Origin of the sequence: Nitrosomonas sp. HPC101 (assembly GCF_009833125.1) — a bacterium.
In the GTDB taxonomy this organism is placed as follows: domain Bacteria; phylum Pseudomonadota; class Gammaproteobacteria; order Burkholderiales; family Nitrosomonadaceae; genus Nitrosomonas.
Window position 1 is genome coordinate 66,263 of record NZ_QRCC01000010.1, and the last position, 18,829, is coordinate 85,091.

Annotated in this window: 14 protein-coding genes; 12 read left to right on the forward strand and 2 right to left on the reverse strand. The window is 51.7% G+C overall.

Annotated elements, in window-relative coordinates:
• Positions 1-37 precede the first annotated feature (37 nt).
• Positions 38-1,465 (reverse strand): Na+/H+ antiporter NhaC, encoded by a 1,428-nt coding sequence (nhaC, locus tag ABO04_RS07355; RefSeq protein WP_160810031.1) that lies wholly within the window; start codon positions 1,463-1,465, stop codon positions 38-40.
• Positions 1,466-1,692: 227 nt separating this feature from the next.
• Here nhaC and ABO04_RS07360 point away from each other — a divergent pair, with 227 nt between their 5' ends.
• Positions 1,693-2,757, forward strand: coding sequence for a DNA polymerase III subunit delta' (locus tag ABO04_RS07360; protein WP_160810032.1), 1,065 nt, complete (start codon positions 1,693-1,695; stop codon positions 2,755-2,757).
• 3 nt (positions 2,758-2,760) lie between these two features.
• On the opposite strand, the gene ABO04_RS07365 is transcribed toward ABO04_RS07360, so the two are convergent.
• The gene (locus tag ABO04_RS07365; protein ID WP_160810033.1) at positions 2,761-3,267 is read right to left on the reverse strand and encodes a hypothetical protein; all 507 of its coding nucleotides are present in this window, start codon (positions 3,265-3,267) and stop codon (positions 2,761-2,763) included.
• Between the two features lie 102 nt (positions 3,268-3,369).
• Between ABO04_RS07365 and ABO04_RS07370 the strand changes: the two genes are divergently transcribed.
• The 11 genes from ABO04_RS07370 to ABO04_RS07420 all read left to right on the forward strand — a co-directional run bounded on the left by ABO04_RS07370 (position 3,370) and on the right by ABO04_RS07420 (position 18,824).
• Positions 3,370-6,084: a PD-(D/E)XK nuclease family protein gene (locus tag ABO04_RS07370; protein WP_160810034.1), complete on the forward strand. Its 2,715-nt coding sequence runs from the start codon at positions 3,370-3,372 to the stop codon at positions 6,082-6,084.
• 42 nt (positions 6,085-6,126) lie between these two features.
• Positions 6,127-7,263, forward strand: a complete 1,137-nt coding sequence (locus ABO04_RS07375) for a DUF1207 domain-containing protein (protein WP_345853151.1) — start codon at positions 6,127-6,129, stop codon at positions 7,261-7,263.
• Positions 7,264-8,050: 787 nt separating this feature from the next.
• Positions 8,051-8,197, forward strand: a complete 147-nt coding sequence (locus ABO04_RS07380; RefSeq protein WP_160810035.1) for a hypothetical protein — start codon at positions 8,051-8,053, stop codon at positions 8,195-8,197.
• A gap of 128 nt (positions 8,198-8,325) precedes the next feature.
• Positions 8,326-9,330 (forward strand): 2,3-diaminopropionate biosynthesis protein SbnA, encoded by a 1,005-nt coding sequence (gene sbnA / locus ABO04_RS07385; RefSeq protein WP_160810036.1) that lies wholly within the window; start codon positions 8,326-8,328, stop codon positions 9,328-9,330.
• Entirely contained in the window at positions 9,327-10,352 is a 1,026-nt protein-coding gene (sbnB, locus tag ABO04_RS07390; protein WP_160810037.1) for a 2,3-diaminopropionate biosynthesis protein SbnB, read from the forward strand. Before sbnA ends, sbnB begins: the two co-directional genes overlap by 4 nt.
• Before the next feature lie 5 nt (positions 10,353-10,357).
• Positions 10,358-12,148: an IucA/IucC family protein gene (locus tag ABO04_RS07395; protein WP_160810038.1), complete on the forward strand. Its 1,791-nt coding sequence runs from the start codon at positions 10,358-10,360 to the stop codon at positions 12,146-12,148.
• Positions 12,149-12,150: 2 nt separating this feature from the next.
• A complete protein-coding gene (locus ABO04_RS07400; RefSeq protein ID WP_160810039.1) occupies positions 12,151-13,347 on the forward strand; it encodes an MFS transporter in 1,197 nt (398 codons plus the stop codon).
• Between the two features lie 5 nt (positions 13,348-13,352).
• A complete protein-coding gene (locus ABO04_RS07405) occupies positions 13,353-15,089 on the forward strand; it encodes an IucA/IucC family protein (protein ID WP_160810040.1) in 1,737 nt (578 codons plus the stop codon).
• Positions 15,086-16,870, forward strand: a complete 1,785-nt coding sequence (locus tag ABO04_RS07410) for an IucA/IucC family protein (protein ID WP_160810041.1) — start codon at positions 15,086-15,088, stop codon at positions 16,868-16,870. The genes ABO04_RS07405 and ABO04_RS07410 overlap by 4 nt, the downstream gene beginning before the upstream one ends.
• Positions 16,861-17,622 carry an aldolase/citrate lyase family protein gene (locus ABO04_RS07415; protein ID WP_160810042.1) on the forward strand — a complete coding sequence of 254 codons (762 nt, stop codon included), beginning with the start codon at positions 16,861-16,863 and terminating at the stop codon, positions 17,620-17,622. The genes ABO04_RS07410 and ABO04_RS07415 overlap by 10 nt, the downstream gene beginning before the upstream one ends.
• On the forward strand, positions 17,619-18,824 hold the full coding sequence (locus ABO04_RS07420) for a type III PLP-dependent enzyme (RefSeq protein ID WP_160810043.1): 1,206 nt from the start codon (positions 17,619-17,621) through the stop codon (positions 18,822-18,824). Before ABO04_RS07415 ends, ABO04_RS07420 begins: the two co-directional genes overlap by 4 nt.
• Positions 18,825-18,829: the final 5 nt, after the last annotated feature.

Genomic DNA, 18,829 nt, shown 5'->3' on the forward strand with positions numbered 1-18,829 from the left:
CATCCATATTTTTGATCTATCTGTTTCTCGTTCATATTCAAATCCTCGCGGAATGTCCGGAGCGCAGCAAGCCGATTCCCAGCATAGCCATGATGATGGAAATCAGGGGGTTCAGCACATTGAGCAAAGCGTACGCGGCGTAATCCAGCGTCGGTACGCCCAGTGTTGCAGCATAAAAAACACCTGCTGTCGTCCACGGGATCAGGCCCGTGGTCAATGTGGAGCCTTCCTCGACAGAGCGCGATAATACGGCCAGATCCAGATTTTTTTCCTGATAGGTTTGCTTGAACAGCTGACAGTTGAGAATGATGGAGATATACGCTTCTCCCATGACCAGGTTGCCGGCCAGGCCGGAGGTGATGGTGGCTGCAATCAGGGTGCTGACCCGGTTAATCGGGGCGATCACCCGCTTCAGCAATATCTGTAGAAATCCGGCATGATGCAAAATACCGCCCAGCGCCAGTGCCATGATGGACAACAGCAAAGTCCAGGCCATGCTGTAGAGCCCGCCCCGCCCGAGTAATTCATCAATACTGGGAATGCCGGTATTGCCCGGTGTGTTCAGCCATAGTGCGTTGATGACATCGACGCTGTCTTTTCCCTGATAAGCCACAGCGATCAGCATCGCCAGCAGAATGCTGCACGTCATGCTGGTTTCGGCGCTGTAGCGTTTCATACTCATGCCAAGCATGACCAGCAAAGGCAGCAGGGTGATTGCTCCATCCATTCGATAGGAACCGGCCAGTGCAGTGCGAATTTCGGCCAGATGCACCTGTGACAGGGCGTGATCGCCATATTGCAAACCCCACGCGAAGAAAATGGCCAGAACGATCATGAATGTGGGCAGGGTGGTGTACAGCATCGAGCCGATATGCCGGTACAGATTCGTGCCGGCACTCATGGCTGCCAGATTGGTGGTATCGGAAATCGGTGACAGTTTGTCGCCAAACGTGGCGCCGGAAACGATCATGCCGGCTACCAGCGGCAAGGGAATCCCCATGGTATCGCCGATGCCGATGAGCACGACCCCGATGGTGCCAGCGGTGCCCCAGGAGGTACCGGTTGCAACTGACATCAGGCTGCACAACACAAACCCGGTTGCCAGAAACAGGGCAGGATCAAGCCGATCAAGGCCAAAATACAGTAAGCTTGCAATGGTGCCGCTGTGCATGAAACTGGCAATGACCATACCGATCAACATGAAAATATAAATCGCCGGTAATGCCTTGATGATGCCTTGATCCATCATGCTGCGAATGGTGGTGAACGAATGACCCAGCGCGTGTGCGTGCAAACCCGCCCAAACCAGCGTGAGGAAAATCAGCGCATGCAGACTGATCTGAAACACAAACAAGCCGAGCCCGATCAACAACACGGTTCCTGTAAAGCAGATGGTTGCCTGCCGGAATGAAGGCAGCAGCTGTATATCTGGCAATTCCCTGATTGCTGTTTCCTGATCTGTCATTGTTGCGATTGTCAGTGCTGGAGTTTTGTTTCAGAATTGACGGGAATAATGCTACATTTTTCGTTTCCCGAAAGAAGTGCCGACTGTATCATCGGAGCATATGAACAGCCAGACGGGTTGCAGGATTTTCGATATGGGCACGTTTGTCGGGAATGGCCGTATGCTCATTCGGAGCAGTTTTTTTATCCGGCGGAAAAATTGTTTTGCAAAACAGGATAACTTTGAAAATGACCGTGGCTGAAATTTTTCCGTGGCAGCAAGTCCTCTGGCAGCAGATCAGGCAGCCGGAGAATTTGAAGCGACATCATGCCCTGTTGCTGAAAGGACGCAAGGGAATCGGCAAACTGGGTTTTGCGTTTGGCCTGACGCAGTCCGTGCTGTGCGGACAAGTGGATGCAGCAGGTGTGGCGTGTGGAAAATGTCAGGATTGTTACTGGTTTGAACAGGGGCTGCATCCGAACTTTCGTCTGCTGGAGCCAGAAGCGTTATCAGCGCCGGGTGGTGCAGCAGGCAAGGAGAATGAAGAAGGCAGGGTAGAGGCTGCAGGGACTAAATCAGGCAAAAAACCAAGTCAGCAGATCACGATTGCGCAAATTCGTTCACTGGATGATTTTATTTACCTCAGTGCCCACCAGGCGCGTGACAAAGTAGTGCTGATTCATCCGGCCGAGGCGATGAATACAGCCGCTGCCAATGCATTGTTGAAGAAGCTGGAAGAACCTCCTGAGGGGGTTTTGTTTATTCTGGTTGCGCATGGCGCATCGTTGATTCCGGCGACTGTTCTCAGCCGTTGCCGGCAGATCGCAATGCCAGCTCCGGAGCATAAGCTTGCAAGAGATTGGCTTGTCCGGCAGGGCATTACGGATCCTGATTTCCGTTTGGCCATATCAGGTTTCTCACCATTGCTGGCGTTGCAGCATGACGAACAGCAATCCGCGCCTCATGCCGATTTTATTCAGAGCTTATGTGTGCCGGAAAAATTTGACCCGATCGGGCTGGCTGAAAAACTGCACAAGCAGGATTTATCCAGCGTGACCAGCTGGTTACAGAAATGGTGCTATGACCTGATGAGCAGTCGTATCAGCGGGAGAGTGCGTTACCATCTGCAGCAGGCAGATAGCATAAAGCGGCAGGCGGCTTTAATGAATCCGGTCGCGGTTGGATTTATGTGGCGTAACCTGGCTGCTTCACAGCAACTGGCACGCCACCCGCTTAATTCCAGATTGTTTCTGGAGGAGCTGTTTCTGACCTACGGAGAATTAATACGTCCGGTGGGTTCAGAAACGAGGTAATTACTACTGAATGCAGGATTCACTGGTTGGATCGATGGTGCAGGCCCAGAGCGTTCTGTGAATACCTGCCGCACGATTGACCAAGTGATCTGCCTGCTGGGATTTTTGCTGTTCCAGCGTGAGGGAAGCTTTTTCAGGAATGAAGTATTTCTGCACCCAGAAACGTACTCTGCAGAATTCCTTTTCATTGGCGCATAGCTTGTGAATGGCGGAGCTGTATATTGTTTTATCCGCCTGCCGTCCTTTTTCTATCAGCACCATGTTTACAAATTTTCCTGAATTGCCCATTTCAACACGGCGTATCAGTTGCCAGCCGATCCCGCTGGGCAGGGTATTATCATCCGCCTTGGCCGCAGTTTCGGGTGTGGCAGCAGCTGGAGCTGTTTCTTCCGCAGGAGCGGAGGAGGCAGCATTATCGGATGCAGCTTGTTCTTCGCCCTGTGCTGAAAAAGCCAGGCTTGACCAGGTGATTGTGAGTGCAATCAATAATCCTTTTCCTATACTGTTCATTTTCTCTCCTGAAAAAAAACTGTTCCAAAAATTGAATTGCATTACTCTGCCCGCGTCCAGCATGAATGATCAAATTGTTTGTGAAACGTGAAAAATCCGGCCATGACAACCTGCTTTCGTAACGCCCGACAGACTAACGTTTCTGATCTTATCCAAAGATTGGATCACTGTGCAACGATTGTGGCCGGAAACCGGCGGCTTGCACGTTCATTGCACCAGGAATTCGGCCGGAGCAAGTCTGCTGAAGGGCACGAGGCGTGGCCAGTTCCGGATATCCTGCCGTGGGATGCCTGGCTGCTGCGAGTGTGGCAGGAAGCGGTTATTTCCGGCCGGACTGAAGGCGCTCGGAGAGTGTTGCTTACTGCCCATCAGGAGTATTTTGTCTGGCAGAAGATGCTTTCAGAGCAGACCAGTGAGATGCCATTGCATGCTGTTAATGAAACCGTCACGCGCATCATGGAAGCGTGGCAGATATTGCATGCATGGCGTATTCCCCGTAACGCAGCGGATTTTGACCATAATGCTGATACCCGTTTGTTCTGGCAGCTGGCCACGCTATTCGAAGCAAGATGCCAGGAAAACGGCTGGCTTTCTGCTGCAGACTTGCCTGAAATACTGGTGGAATGTGTGCGAGCAAGTGACTTGCGATTATCACGTGGATTGCCGCATGAACTGATATTGATCGGTTTTGATGAATGGACACCGCAGCAATTGTTTTTGCTGGATGCACTTGAACAGGCAGGTTGTTCATTGCAGTGGCTGCAATTATCCGGTCAGCCGCAACAACCCGGCAAGCTGGCATGTGCAGACGGCCGTGATGAGATCTGGCAGGCAGCATGTTGGATACGGCAATGTCTGGAGGAAAATCCGGCGGCGAGGATTGCGCTGGTTGTGCCGGAATTGGCTGCACAGCGGGAAATGGTTTGCCAGACACTGGATGAAGTATTGATTCCGCAGGCATTGCAGCCAGATCAGCATGATCGTATGCGTCCTTACAATTTGTCTCTGGGTAAGCCCCTTAACCGATACCCGCCTGTCAGCCTGGCGCTGGATGTTCTTGATTTGTCGAAAATGATTATTGAGCTGCCGTGCGTCAGTCGCGTGCTGCGTTCTTCCTTCATCGCCGGGGGAGATCAGGAAATGAATGCGCGTGCCTTGCTGGATGCCCGCCTGCGTGAAGCAGGTGAATGGAATCTGGCATTGCAAAAACTGCTGACGAATGCTGCTCGCAGCGGCCAGTCCTATTCGTGTCCATTGCTGGCTGAATGTCTGGGCAGTTTTATGAAGCAGATGCAAATGTTACCTGTATCAGCTGGCCCGGGAGAGTGGGCGCAGCGATTCGGGCAGTGGCTGAAAGCCATCGGTTGGCCGGGTGAGCGAGGATTGTCCAGTGAGGAATATCAGGTTGTCCAGACATGGCAGGGCGTGCTGAGAGAATTTGCCACCCTGGATTGGGTGGCCCGGCCGATCAGTTTGGGTGAAGCGCTGCAGCAACTCAGGCGCATGGTTGCCGGTACGATTTTCCAGCCGGAATCGGTAGAAGCGCCTGTGCAGGTGTTGGGGCTGTTTGAAGTCAGCGGGCTGCAGTTCGATCATCTCTGGATCACGGGGCTGCATGACGGCGTATTTCCCGCACCACCCCGGCCCAATCCGTTTCTTCCCCTGATTCTGCAGCGCAAGGCGGATGCACCGCACTCCAGCGCCAGACGTGAATTGCACATAGCTGCGACGCTGTTGCAGCGAATTGCTGCTAGCGCGGCGGATGTTGTCATCAGTTACCCGCAGCGCAACGGTGATGAAATACTGGATGCCAGTCCGCTGATCAAAGATTTTCCAGCCTTGGACAAGGCAGAATGGGTGGGCGAATCATTGCCTCGCTGGCGAGAGCGCCTCTATCACAACAGGCAGCATGTGACGGTGATAGAGGATGCTGCGCCTGCTTTTACCGGGATGGTGATTCCGGGTGGCAGCCGGATGTTCAAACTGCAGGCCGCCTGCCCGTTTCTGGCATTTGCCGAGCTACGACTGGGTGCGCGTCCGTTGGGCCGTATCCAGACTGGTTTGGATGCGCGAGTGCGTGGCTCGTTGCTGCACCGGGTTATGGAAACGATCTGGGCTGAGCTGGATTCATCGGCGGTATTGGCAGATTTATCCTCTGATGAGTTGCACGTACTGGTCGCCAGCAAGGTGAGCGAAGCGATACGTGAAATCGCCCCGCGCTACCCGCATACTTTCGGCCCTCGTTTGCAGGCACTGGAAAGTGAACGGTTGCTGGCGCTGGTATTGGCATGGCTGGAAATAGAAAAACAACGTACCCCGTTCCGCGTATCAGGCCGGGAGCAGAAAATGGAGCTGGAGCTGAACGGTTTGCGTATTTATTTGAGGATAGATCGCATTGATACGCTGGCAGAAGGAGGTGAATTGCTGATTGACTACAAAACCGGCGAAGTCAAAACAAGCGCATGGTTTGGTGATCGTCCCGATGAACCACAGTTGCCACTGTACAGTCTGGCGTTTGCTGACGAGCTGGCCGGGATTGCATTTGCGCAAATCAGAGCGGGGAATGTGCAGTTTGCGGGTGTGACGCGTGCGGAAACTGCCATCCCGGGCGTGCAATCCTTTGAAAAACTGAAACAGACTCAGGAAGCAGCAAGCTGGGATGCGGTACTGACTGATTGGCATCAGGTAATGGAGAAGCTGGCACAGGATTTCATGGCTGGAGAAGCCGGGGTGAGCCCTAAACAATACCCGCAAACCTGTACTTATTGTGAACTTAAGCCTTTGTGCAGAATCGGAGAGAGCGTTGGAAACGACTGAAATCGAGATCAAAAAATTTCTTTCTGTTTAAATGGAGTTGTTGTGAGTGGAGCTATCCTGAGATTCTTGTCGCTCATCATAATTGTGGTGTTTTATACATTTCCCGTAAGTGCTGCGACACCTGATGATTCATATATTGCAGGTTATGCTGCAGCCATTCTGAAACTTCAGTTCGGGATCGATCTTCCTGTATTAACCGTGCGGAATGGGAATATTACGCTGCCAGCCGACAAGCTGCCGGCAGAGAATCATGCCAGGATTACGCAGCTGTTCTCAGAGATTCCCGGTGTTACCAGAGTGGAAATAGTGGAATATACCGCGCAGCAACCTGCGTTTACTTCTCCGGAGCCGGCTGAAGCGGTTGTCGATAAAGGCGCTTTGGTAACGCGCTCAACGATGCTGGCAAATGGCCTCCTGCCGGAAGGCCATTTATTCAAGCCATTATTGGCTGACCCGCGTTGGAATCATTTCTCGGCTGCTTACCGCAATTATGTGGGGAAAAATGTAGACGGTAATCATAATGGCTCTGTCAGCTTCGGTGAAACGATACCATTTTATCGTGCCAATATCGGGCAATCGATTGTGCAATGGGAGGTCGGGCTTCAGGCTGGTATATTCAGTGATTTCAACTTAGGTGCCTCTTCAACTGACCTGATCAATACCGATTTTATCGGAGGAATTTATACCGGCGTACGGGCAGGTAATGCTTCTGCTTTTGCCCGTATTTATCATCAGAGTTCTCATCTTGGCGATGAATTTCTATTGAGAAAACTCACTACTATAGAGCGTATCAATCTGAGTTATGAGGCTGCCGATCTTAGACTTTCTTATGAATTTCCTTACGGAATACGTGTTTACGGCGGTGGTGGCGGAATTTTTCGCAAAGAACCATCAGCGATCAAACCCTGGTCAGTGCAATACGGAGTAGAGTTCAGAAGTCCATGGAGAATGGAATTTGCAATGATACGGCCGGTTTTGGCTGTAGATATCAAAAACTATGAGCAACACAACTGGGATGCTGATCTGTCTGCCAGAGTCGGGATCCAGTTCGATAATTTCCAGACTTTCAACAGAAAACTGCAGTTTTTGCTGGAATATTTTAATGGACACTCCCCTACCGGCCAGTTCTTCAGGGATAAAGTCGAATATCTTGGTATCGGTGCGCACTATCACTATTAAGAAATCTTTGAATAAGACTTCCTGATTTTAGCAAAGTACCCGGATTTCACGCGTTGGGCAGCCTTACCTCAATCCAGAAATTAGCCATGGCAGCATACCTCTACTTTTAAGTATCACCTCTAAAAAAAGGGGGCTGTCACGCCATCTATCCTGTAAAAATGTCTGGCAATGTTTATTTGAAAAGCATTGCAGCCGCACCACAATAAACTATGACTTTCGCTACGTAGTATCAGTATTGACAGGAAGCAGGTTTATGGGCATGCCGACTTCTGAATAATCTGGTTCTTCAACTTAATAATTGTGCGGATATAGCCATTTCGGTTTAATGTGCGCATCCGCAGCTGTAAGACTATACCGCCAGTGGTTTGAACCAGTATACGACCGCTGCTGATGCTGCTCTCATTCACGACATCAGTGGTAATCTGATTGTTGTGGTGTGTGGACTTGCGGCTATGATCCCGACAGCAGCGTTGAAGAACGCCAGCAAGACCGGTTACCTATCCAAGGTAACTCAACAGGGGGATCATTGATAAAAAAACTTGTATTTTTATTTTTTATAAATATAATAGTAATCATTCTTATTTGTGATTATGAAAACTATTACAAATAAGTAACAATATATTTGCCAGACGGTGTTGGTTTATAAGAGTAGTGTCTTTGTTTTTCTCCGCTGGCAAAAGAGATTTCAATAGTTTTTCAAGCACTCTTCTTCATTAGCAGTTCTGTAGCTCGTCAGCCCGTTCTGGGCAAGCCAGCCAATTTAACCCGGTGCACCGGGAATATGGCTATGAGCACTATCAATATAGTATTTCAAGCAAGTATCGTTGCGCCTTGTCCGGAAACGGCGTTATTTAGTCATGAAATGGATTTTGACCATGTCATCCGGTGGGCTGCAAATCTGGATCCGGCAATTGTCTGTCTTGATCAGGATTGATAACAACCGGTTTATGATCAAATTTGCCTTTCGAAAATAGAAGAAATGGAGAGGGCAAAGTTCAATTCAATATTGAAGTGAAATGCCTATCATTTGCATTATTTTTATTATTTAATGGGAGGTTCCATATGGTCCTTCACAATATCCTTGATGGTATAGGGAAGACGCCAATAGTCAGTCTTTCGCGTATGTTCAATGATCCACGATGTGAAGTACTGGCAAAGCTGGAGATGCTCAATCCATGTGGCAGTATTAAAGACAGACCGGCTCACTATATGATTGAACGTGGATTGGCAGATGGTTCCATAAGCGCCAAATCTCATATTATCGAAAGCTCTTCCGGTAATTTGGCCATTGCACTGGCAATGGTTTGCAGCATGTATGGGCTGCGTTTCACCGCAGTGGTGGATCCAAAGCTTTCACCTGTGAATCGCCAGATCATTCAGTGCTATGGCGGTAATATCGAGCTTGTTACCAAGAAAGATCGTCAGGGTGGCTATCTGGAAACTCGCATTGAGCAGGTCAAACGTATGCTGCGCGAGCAACCTGATGCGGTATGGACGAACCAATATGCTAACAAGCTCAATTGGCAGAGTCATTATTACGGCGAGGGCGAAGAAATCCTGCGAGATTTGGATCGACCTGTTGATTATCTGGTGCTGGGTGTCAGTACATCGGGAACCATTCACGGTATTACGCGACGCCTGCGCGAAGCCTGGCCTGCCATGAAGGTGATCCCCGTGGATGCATTCGGCTCCGTGTTGTTCGGCACTTCACCAGCTGTTCGTGAATTGCCCGGGCTTGGCGCGAGCCGCGTACCGGAGTTATTGAAACGCGATGAGCTCGGTGAGGCCATCCAGATTGATGACTATGAATCTGCTATCGCGTGTCGGCAATTGGTAGAACATGAAGGAATTTTTGCCGGAGGATCATCCGGTTCTGTAATTGCTGCTATCCAACGCCTTGCCACTCATCTGTTGCAACCAGCGCGCATCCTGACCATCTTGCCCGACCGGGGCGAACGCTATCTGGACACGGTATACAACGACCAGTGGCTGTTACGCATGAAAGAACGTCATTTTACACGTATGACAACAGAATTGACCGTCACACCTCAGGAGCAAACAGCATGAGAATACCGGATACCTCGCCTGATCTGCTCTACCTTAGCCGCAATGATCTCGGCTCGTTGGGGGGGGATCACTCGCAGCCTTATGTCGATGTGATAGCGGACGGACTGGCTGCACATGCTCGTGGCGAGTATGTACAGCCGCTCAAACCGTATTTGCGCTGGCCGGGCGCTGACCACATTGCTGACCGTATCATTGCTATGCCCTGCTATCTGGGCGGCAAGCAGCCAATCGCTGGCCTGAAATGGGTCGGTAGTCGTCAGCATAACCCGGTTCATTTCGGTCTTGAACGTGCCAGTGCGATTATCGTGCTGAATGATGCGGAGACCAATTATCCGGTCGCGATCCTGGAAGGCGGGCTGATTAGTGGTATGCGCACGGCAGCCATTACTGCTGTAGGCACTCGCTATCTGGCACGCAGAGGTTTTACCAATGTTTCTTGTATCGGATGCGGGCCGATAGCACGTATGCAGCTGCAAACGCTGCTGGAGCAGTTTCCGAATATCAAGTGCGTTCATTTGTTTGATTTGTGCCCCGATGCCGCCAAATTGCTGGGTGCTTTGTTAGCGGAAAGCTATCCGGATGTGTATTTTATTACTGCGGATTCAGCAGAATCCGCAGTGCGAGCGGCTGATGTGATTGTAACCTGTACCGTAACCAGCACACCCTACCTGGCCTTCGATTGGCTTAAACCCGGTACTTTCATCAGCAATATATCCATCATGGATGTTCATAAGGAAGTCTATGAACGGGCTGACAAGGTGGTGGTGGATGATTGGGATCAGTCAAATCGTGAAAAGAAGATCATTAACCAGCTGGTGCTGGAAGGCCGCTTCAGTCGTGAACAGTTGCATGCCGAGCTTGGAGAGATCGTTATTGGCGGTAGACCGGGGCGGGAGAACGAAGATGAGATCATTTTGCTCAATCCCATGGGTATGGCTCTCGACGATATTGTTTGCGCGCGCTACTTTTACCATCTGGCGCATGAGCGCGGGATTGGTACCCGATTGCCGCTATACGGCTGAACCGTATGCAGATTATCCCACCTCATCCGTATGCAATCCGGCTCGCCCAGGATTTGTTCGATGCACTCTGGCTGGAGAACCTGTATGGTTTCCGCGGGCATTGCCTCATGCACCCGGATACCCAGGGAAAAGCAGTCATGGAGATTGTGCTTGACGAAATGCGGTCGTTACACTGGCAAGGGGAGAAGGCAGACGGTTTGCGCCCGTTCCGGGTATCGGACTCGAACGCGGTTTTGCATACGGCTACGAATACGATCAGCCTTGAACTCGGTAAGGTTGTCGAAGTCCTGCAGACCGCAGATTGGTGGAGCAGCCGGACAGACCGTTTTATGCGACTCTTCCAGCTTGCTCATGATCAGGCCGTACTTACGGCAATGTATGAGCAGAAAATTCTGGAAAATCTCATGGCTGCACCAGAAGATTTATTGTCATGGGAGGCGCTGAGTTGCCTGAAAGACCGACCGTTCCACCCCCTGGCTCGTGCCAAGGATTGGAACGGAAATCACGGCTGTGATTATGCTACAGAAACCATGGCATCGTTCCCGCTCCACTGGATTGCGGTACCTCGAGAACGAATAGTAAGCAAATCTGCAGATCTACTCGTTGGCCAACCGCTGGCGGAGGGGTTGCTTGACTCTACCCAGCGTGACAAGTTGACCAGCGCCGCTTACGTTTTCCACGTCGATAGCGAGGATTGGTTATGGATGCCAGTTCATCCATGGCAGTGGGCCTGGCTCAACCAATCAAATTCTCCACGGCTCGATGAGTGTATTTATTTGGGCAAAGGTCCGGGAACGGCGATTCCCACTGCATCGTTGCGTTCGCTTGCCGTTACAGGAAAGCCTGGCATCCATCTGAAACTTGCACTTTCTGTTCGTACATTGGGGGCAACTCGCGCTCTGCCGCCACGCTATCTACATAACGGCACACTTGCCAGCACTTGCCTCGAATCCTTGCGTCGGCGTGATGACTGGCTGGCAGCTCATCTGTTGTTATGCGACGAGAATGAATGGTGGGCATTGAGTCAGTGCGATTCACTCGAAGCCGAACCAGGCGAGCTCGCTTGCATGATTCGCCGTTATCCGGCACTCCCCGGTGCAACACTCATTCCGATGGCAGCTTTGCCTGCAATCTCGGCTGATGGCAAGTTACCAGTATTCAATCATCTGATCGGCGCCACAATGCCGGAGGATGTCGCCTGGCGTCTGTTCAGCAATATTGCCGAGGTCTTGCTTGAACTGGGGCTGCGCTGTTTTGCATACGGCGTTATGCCGGAGCTGCATGGGCAGAACGTATTACTTGCCTTTAAGAACCAGAAAATTACTGCTCTGGTGCTGCGTGATCACGACACATTGCGTGTGTGCCATCCATTAATGCAGAGCCAAAATATCACGATTCCGGATTATGTAATCAATCGCAGTACCCCTAATACACTGGAGTTGAATACCCCGCGAGAATTGCTGGCTTATCTGCAAACCCTGGCAATCGAGGTCAATCTGTATGCGATTCTTGCTGCACTGGCTACCTATTATGGCCGGGATGAAGCGCATGGCTGGGGGATCGTCCGTCAGGCGCTTGAAATCTGTCTGGCACGTGCTCCGTTACCGGTTGAAACGGCTGGACCGGCAAGAAAAATACTGCTGGAGGCAATGGAATGGCCTTTTAAACAGTTACTTGCGCCACTGTTTAATATCACAAGTTTCGGCACCGGTATGCCCAGTTCCATGGGACGTTTGCCCAATCCCTTATTAGCCGGCAATCCGTCGTGGCCGGAACACAACAGACAGGTGTCGTGATAATGGCAGGCATAAGCAACCTTACGCTGCTACTGATTTGTCAGGCTGTTACCACACTTGGGCTGATGATTTTTGTACCCATCATGCCGCTATACATTGAAACGCTGGAACAGATGGATACCGAGAGCGCAGCGTACTGGAGCAGTCTTGCATTGGCAGCACCTGCCGTCGGTACATTGTGTTTCGCTCCTTATGTCGGCAAATGCTGCGATCATTTCGGCTATAAACGGATGCTGCTGGTGTCGCTGGCCGTATTTATTGCCAGCATGCTGTTGATGGCGCTGAGCCCGGATGTGTACGGCTTCATGCTGGGCCGTTTGCTACAGGGCATCAGCACTATAGGCGTGGTGCTCACCGCTTTCATTGGCTATGTCAGCAATGATGCTGCTCGCGGACGCTCACTGGGTTTGCAGGAAAGCGCTATTGCGTGCGGAGCACTGATTGGTCCGCTGTTGGGCGGCATGATGCTGGACTATTGGTCGCTCAAGCCACTGTTGTTGGCGAGTGCTGTATTCACAGGAATCGCGGGTGGAATATTGTGGATTCAACTCAGCGAGCCGCAAAAAGTTACAGGAATTTCGGACGGTTTGCCTTTTGCCGGATTGCGCACCGTACTTGGTGACAGAAACCTGCGTAACTGGATGCTCGCGGCCTGTTTTATTCAGGCAGCCGCATTTGCCTTTGTCAATGTCTTCGCGCTCTATCTGGTGGCGCGTTTTCCTGCTATCGGGACAATGGCGAGCAAGATCGGGTTCTTGCACGCGCTGGGCTGGCTTGCGACGATGCTGGCTGCCCCATGGTGGGGTCAGCTGAACGATCACGGTGAACCGCGGCGCTACTTCACGTTTGCTGCCATGGGATGCGCGCTATCGGCCGGTTTGCTGATCTTTACCGATGAAATCTGGATTGTCGCACTATTACGGATAACCCAGGGTGCTTGTTACGCAGCATTGATGCAATCGGTATTGCTTGCTTGCAGTCGTCAACTCCCCATCTCGGTATATGGCCATGTAACCGGATTAAGCAGAAGTTTCATGGTCGTCGGCCAGCTGGTCGGCCCGTTACTCATTTTATTCTTGCTGTCGTTTCTTTCTCCCATTGATCTTATCTGGCCTGTTGCCATGCTGTTTTTTGCAGCCGGGTTGCTGGTTTTCAGTGATCGTACTGCTGATTTTTCATTGATAGCGTTAAAAAAATGATTCCAATGTCTTCAGATTTATTAAGAATGGCACCGATAGAGCGACGCCTGGCAGAACAGTATGTCAACACCTATTGCCGGGAAACAGGCTGTTTCGATCCACGTCTCGCTGCAGATGATGCAGGGCCAGTTGAACTGCATGCGCATATCAAGGCCTGGCGTGCTGCCAGCCTGATGCCATATCTGGTTTCGCTTGCAAAAACCGGATACCAGTTGGTGGGTGCGTTTGCTTATTTTTCACCGATTGGCTATCACCGGCTGGCACCATTCGCCTGGATTGGACGATCCGATAACTGGCAGCCCTTGACAACAGACATGGCACTGCTGACTGATCTGATCGCTGATGCGCTCACTGTGATCGCCAGTCAGTCTGTGGAAGCGGCTGATCATAATCGTACCCGCTTAAAAACACTGATGCGAAACAGTATCGCCCAGGTTCGCCGCTTCCATTTGCATAAACCCGTCGAGGGGCGCCCCTCTTTCCTCTTTGCTGAGCAGGGACTGCGCTTTGGTCACGTTTTTCATGTTACCTCCAAGGCTGCGGAAGGTTTCAGTGAAGAAGATTCGCAGCGTTACGCACCTGAACTGGGTGCGTCATTTCGCCTGCACTACTTCGCGGTCGCAGCCGGAATACTGGAAACTCACGCTATCAGCGAGAAGCAGCCTGTCATTGACCCGGAAGTAGCATTGTTCTGCCGCGATCTGCTTGCTGATGGTAATTTCCGGCTCTTGCCCTGCCATCCCTGGCAAGCCAATTATTTGCTGAGCCTGCCTGAAATCAGCGCACAAATAAATCAAGGAAAGCTGATTTCGCTCGGTCCAATGGGTGAAGTGGCCTGGCCCACCTCATCGGTGCGCACGGTCTGGCTACCCCATCAGAATTTGTTTCTGAAGCTATCGCTCAATATCCGCATCACCAATTTTATACGCAACAATCCGTCTGAACAGATCAGGCGAGCGCTGGATGCCAGCCTGGCTCTATCGCTGCTGCCGCAATATATCTTCGGGCAGTCGACATTTCGTATTCTTCCTGAACTGGCAAGCCAGACGCTGAAATTACCGGACGAAGCCTTGCGTGCTGCCTGTGCTGTGCTGTACCGGCAGGCAATGCCGGTAACTGAATCCGAGTCCGTCCAAACAATCGTGGCAGTACTAGAAGAGCCTGCTAACGGAGAAATCCCATTGTTGGCCTTGTTGCGGCTATCTGCCAAGGGAAAATCACTCAGTGAGAAATTGATCCGTTTATGGTGGAAATGCTACCTGGATGTCACCCTGCTGCCGTTGTTACATCTTTTTCTGAAGCATGGCATCAGTCTTGAAGCCCATTTGCAAAACACGCTGATCGCTTTTCATGAAGGCTGGCCATCTCGTGGTTATGTACGAGACATGGAGGGGGCCAGTATCAGTCGTACACGTTTCCAATTCTCCGATCATCTGCCTGACGACAGCCCGGTTCTCTACCCGGAGGAACAGGCCTGGCACCGTTTCCAGTATTACGTACTGGTTAATCATATAGGCCATGTGGCTGCCTGTCTGGCTCGCACCGGATTGACTACTGAGACAGTACTGTGGCGTGACATTACATCCATGTTGCGTTCATTCGATGATCCCCTGATTGATCAATTGCTCACACAGCCAACATTGCCAGCCAAGGCCAACATGCTGAGCAGTTTCCAACAACAGGGGGAATGTCCATCATGGATTGAGATACCCAATCCAATGATCGCAAAAGTAAACCAGTGAATCCATTTGATTATGAAAGCCTGATTGATAGTCCAGTTTACCGCCAGGCGAGCCGCCGCGTGTTACGTCAACTACTGGAGGCACTTTTATTCGAGCGTGCTTTACCGCATTGCACCTGGGACGGAGAAACACTGAATTTGCCTGGCCTTCGTGCGGATAACATTCTTCTCAGCTACCAATGTCAGGCCCGCCAAACCATGAGCTTTGGCCGCGTACGCATTACTACACCGCTGCTGCGCATCAACGACGGCATTGCCCATGAAGCTTGCGATCCCGCGTTATTCCTGACAGAAATTTCGCCCTGGCTGGTTGCTGACAAACTACGGCTCAGCCAATTTGCATCCGAGCTATTGGCTACCCAGATCAAGGATGCACAAACGTTATTCGCGCGCAGCGGCAAGCTGTTACGTAATACGGACTATGACATGCTGGAAGCAAGGCTGACCGATGGTCATCTCTATCATCCGGTCTACAAGTCACGGGTGGGTTTCTCGCTGGATGACAACGAAATGTATGCCCCTGAAATCACGGCCTCGATAAGACCACTATTGCTCGCCGTACGCCGGGATCGTTGCCAGTGGTCAGTCAGTGAAACACTGAGCAATGATGCGGAAAGAGGCATTGTGCTGCTGGGTGAACCCGGCTGGCAGTATTTTTGTGATCAGTTATCCCGACGATCTTTGCGATCCGGCGATTATTTACCACTACCGGTTCACCCGTGGCAATGGGATGAAGTCGTGCTGCCCTGCTATCACCAATCCCTGGCACAAGGGGAGCTGTCGGCGCTGGGTCTGTTACCTGACCAATACTTGCCCCAGCAATCGATCCGCACCCTGAGTAATTTGAATGCCCACAACCGCCTGTCACTTAAGCTTTCGATGAACCTCGTCAATACATCTACCTCGCGGGTACTGGCACCCCACACGGTGCAGAACGCGCCGGTCATCAGCGACTGGTTACATGAATTGGTCGAGCGTACCGACTGGTCACTACCCCTGGCACGTCCTGTGCTGCTGCGTGAAGTGGCCGGTGCGAGTTTCACGCCAGTGGCTCTCGCTCATGGCCAGTATGGCGCACTGTCGTGCATCTGGCGCGAAAGTGTACATAGTCATTTACGTCTGGGCGAGAGAGCAGTGCCGATGACTGCCATCACGCATATTGATATCGACGGGAAGCCCTTCATCGATCCATGGGTTCAGCGCTATGGATTCGAGCACTGGCTGAAGCGGCTGGTAGAGCGGGTATATCTGCCGGTACTGCATCTGCTTTGGGAACATGGGATCGCATTGGAGTCGCACGCCCAGAATATGATCCTGCTGGTGGAGGAAGGGTTGCCGGCGCGCGTAGCACTAAAGGATTTCCACGATGGCGTACGTTTCTGCAGAGCGCTGTTATCTGCGCCAGCACCTGTGCTTGCTGCACCACCGCCCGAACACACGCAGATCAATCCCAATTCTTTTCTGGAAAGCGAAAACGCTGAGGAATTACGGGATTTCACCTTTGATGCACTGTTCTTCGTCAATCTTGCAGAACTGGCCTGGTTGTTTCAGTGCCACTACGGCATGACGGAAAAACAGTTCTGGCAAATTACCAGGGAAGTATTGCAGGCACACCAGAAGCGACACCCTCGGAGTGAAGCACGCTATTTATTGTTTGATTGCTTTGCCAGTGAAGTGGGTGTCGAGTTACTTGCCAGCCGGCGCTTCCAACCCGAAATCCGGCTACGTACACAACTTGCACGCAATCCCCTTGCAAAATCCGGGGAGCCATCATGCATCTGAAAGCACGCCTGGAAACGGGCGGTATTGTTTATGGCTTGTTCTGTTCTACACCTGCCGCGCTCAGCGTGGAAATAATCGCCGCCGCCGGTTATGACTTCGTCGTAATTGACCTGGAACACACGCTGATTAGCACCGAACAGCTTGCTGCAATGCTATTGGCAGCCCGTGCCAGCAACATTGCGGCGCTGGTCCGGGTGGCGTCGCCTCACCAAATTCTTCAGGCATTGGATGCCGGGGCGGAAGGTATTGTATTTCCGCATATTCACTCGGCGCAGGAGGCACGGGATGCGGTGCGTCTTTGTCATTTCTCTCCGCTCGGGGAGCGCGGCCTGAATGCCACTTTGCACACCCGTTATGGGCGAGATGACCTCGCCAGATTCACGAGTATCGCGCAAAAATGTACTTTGGTGGTGGCAATGATTGAGAATTGCGAAGGGATAGAGAATATTGATGAAATTGCTGCGGTGGAAGGTGTAGACGTATTACTGGCAGGTGCGGCAGATCTTTCGCAATCGGTGGGCTTGCCTTGGCAAACCCACCATCCGGATGTACGTAAAAAGGTATTGCTTGTTCGCGCCGCAGCAGAACGCCACAACAGGATATTCTGCGGCTTGCCGAGGATAGCAGGGGATTTTGAATCTGATTATCACAATTCGGTTCGCATGTTTATTCTTGGGGACGATCGTGGAATTACGCGACGTGCCATGGCATCACATCTGGTACAGCACCAGGCCAAGGTGCTTGAGCAATGAATCCGCAACGCCTGTACGACTATCTGCATGGTCGCGCCCAGTCTGGTTCGGCCGATATTCAACCTGTATGCGCTTATGTCTATGATCTGGCTCATTTGCGGCGGCGCGCCGACATCCTGCGCTGCAGCCTGCCTGCACAGTGCCAGCTTTTTTACGCGATCAAGGCCAATAGTGATGAACCGGTATTGAAGACGCTGCTCAATCACACCGACGGCTTCGAAGTGGCATCACTGGGTGAAATTCAGCGTGTACGCGCAGTTGATAGCGCTGTTCCTATCGTATTTGGCGGTCCGGGGAAAAGTGACATCGAACTGGAAGGTGCGTTGGATCAGCGAATTATGCTGATCCATGTGGAAAGCGAGCATCAGCTGCGGCGCCTTGACTGGATCGCTCAATGCCGTCACGAAGTTGCGGACGTTCTGCTCCGTGTGAACCCGGCTCATGTGCCGCAAGAGGCAACATTGCACATGGGTGGACAGGCGACCCAGTTTGGTATCGAAGAAGCACAGATTCCTGACTTGCTCCGGCTCATTCAAATCTTGCCGGGTGTTCGCCTCAAGGGCCTGCACATCCATGCCATTTCCAACAATCTGGATCCGGATACCCATCTTGCTCTGATAGCGCATTACTTTGATCTGGCAGAAGCCTGGCAACGTCACTACGGGCTGAAATTTGACTGGCTGAATGTCGGCGGTGGCATTGGCGTTAATTATGCTGATCCGGGTTCATCTTTTGACTGGGAAAATTTCTGCGCAGGCCTGTCGGCGCTCATTGCTGCGCGTCAGCCCGAGTTTCGGATTGTCTTCGAGTGCGGGCGTTTTCTCGCAGCAGATTGCGGTTGCTACATGAGTGAAGTGATTGATGTGAAGACTACTTATGGCAAACATTTTGCCATCCTCCGCGGGGGGTCGCACCACTTCCGGTTACCGGTTTCGTGGCAGCATAACCATCCTTTCATCATACTGGAACGTGAAAGCTGGCCCTACCCATTTCCGCGTCCTGCGGTTCACGATGCGCCCGTCACGCTGTGTGGCGAGCTATGCACGCCGAAGGATATTCTTGCCCGCGATGTCCGGATCAAACAGCTTCGAGCTGGGGATTGTGTCGCTTTCCTGCTGGCTGGAGCCTATGGCTGGCATATTTCCCATCACGATTTTTTAAGTCACCTTCACCCCGAACGGGTGTTTTTAGACAATTGTTAAAAAGG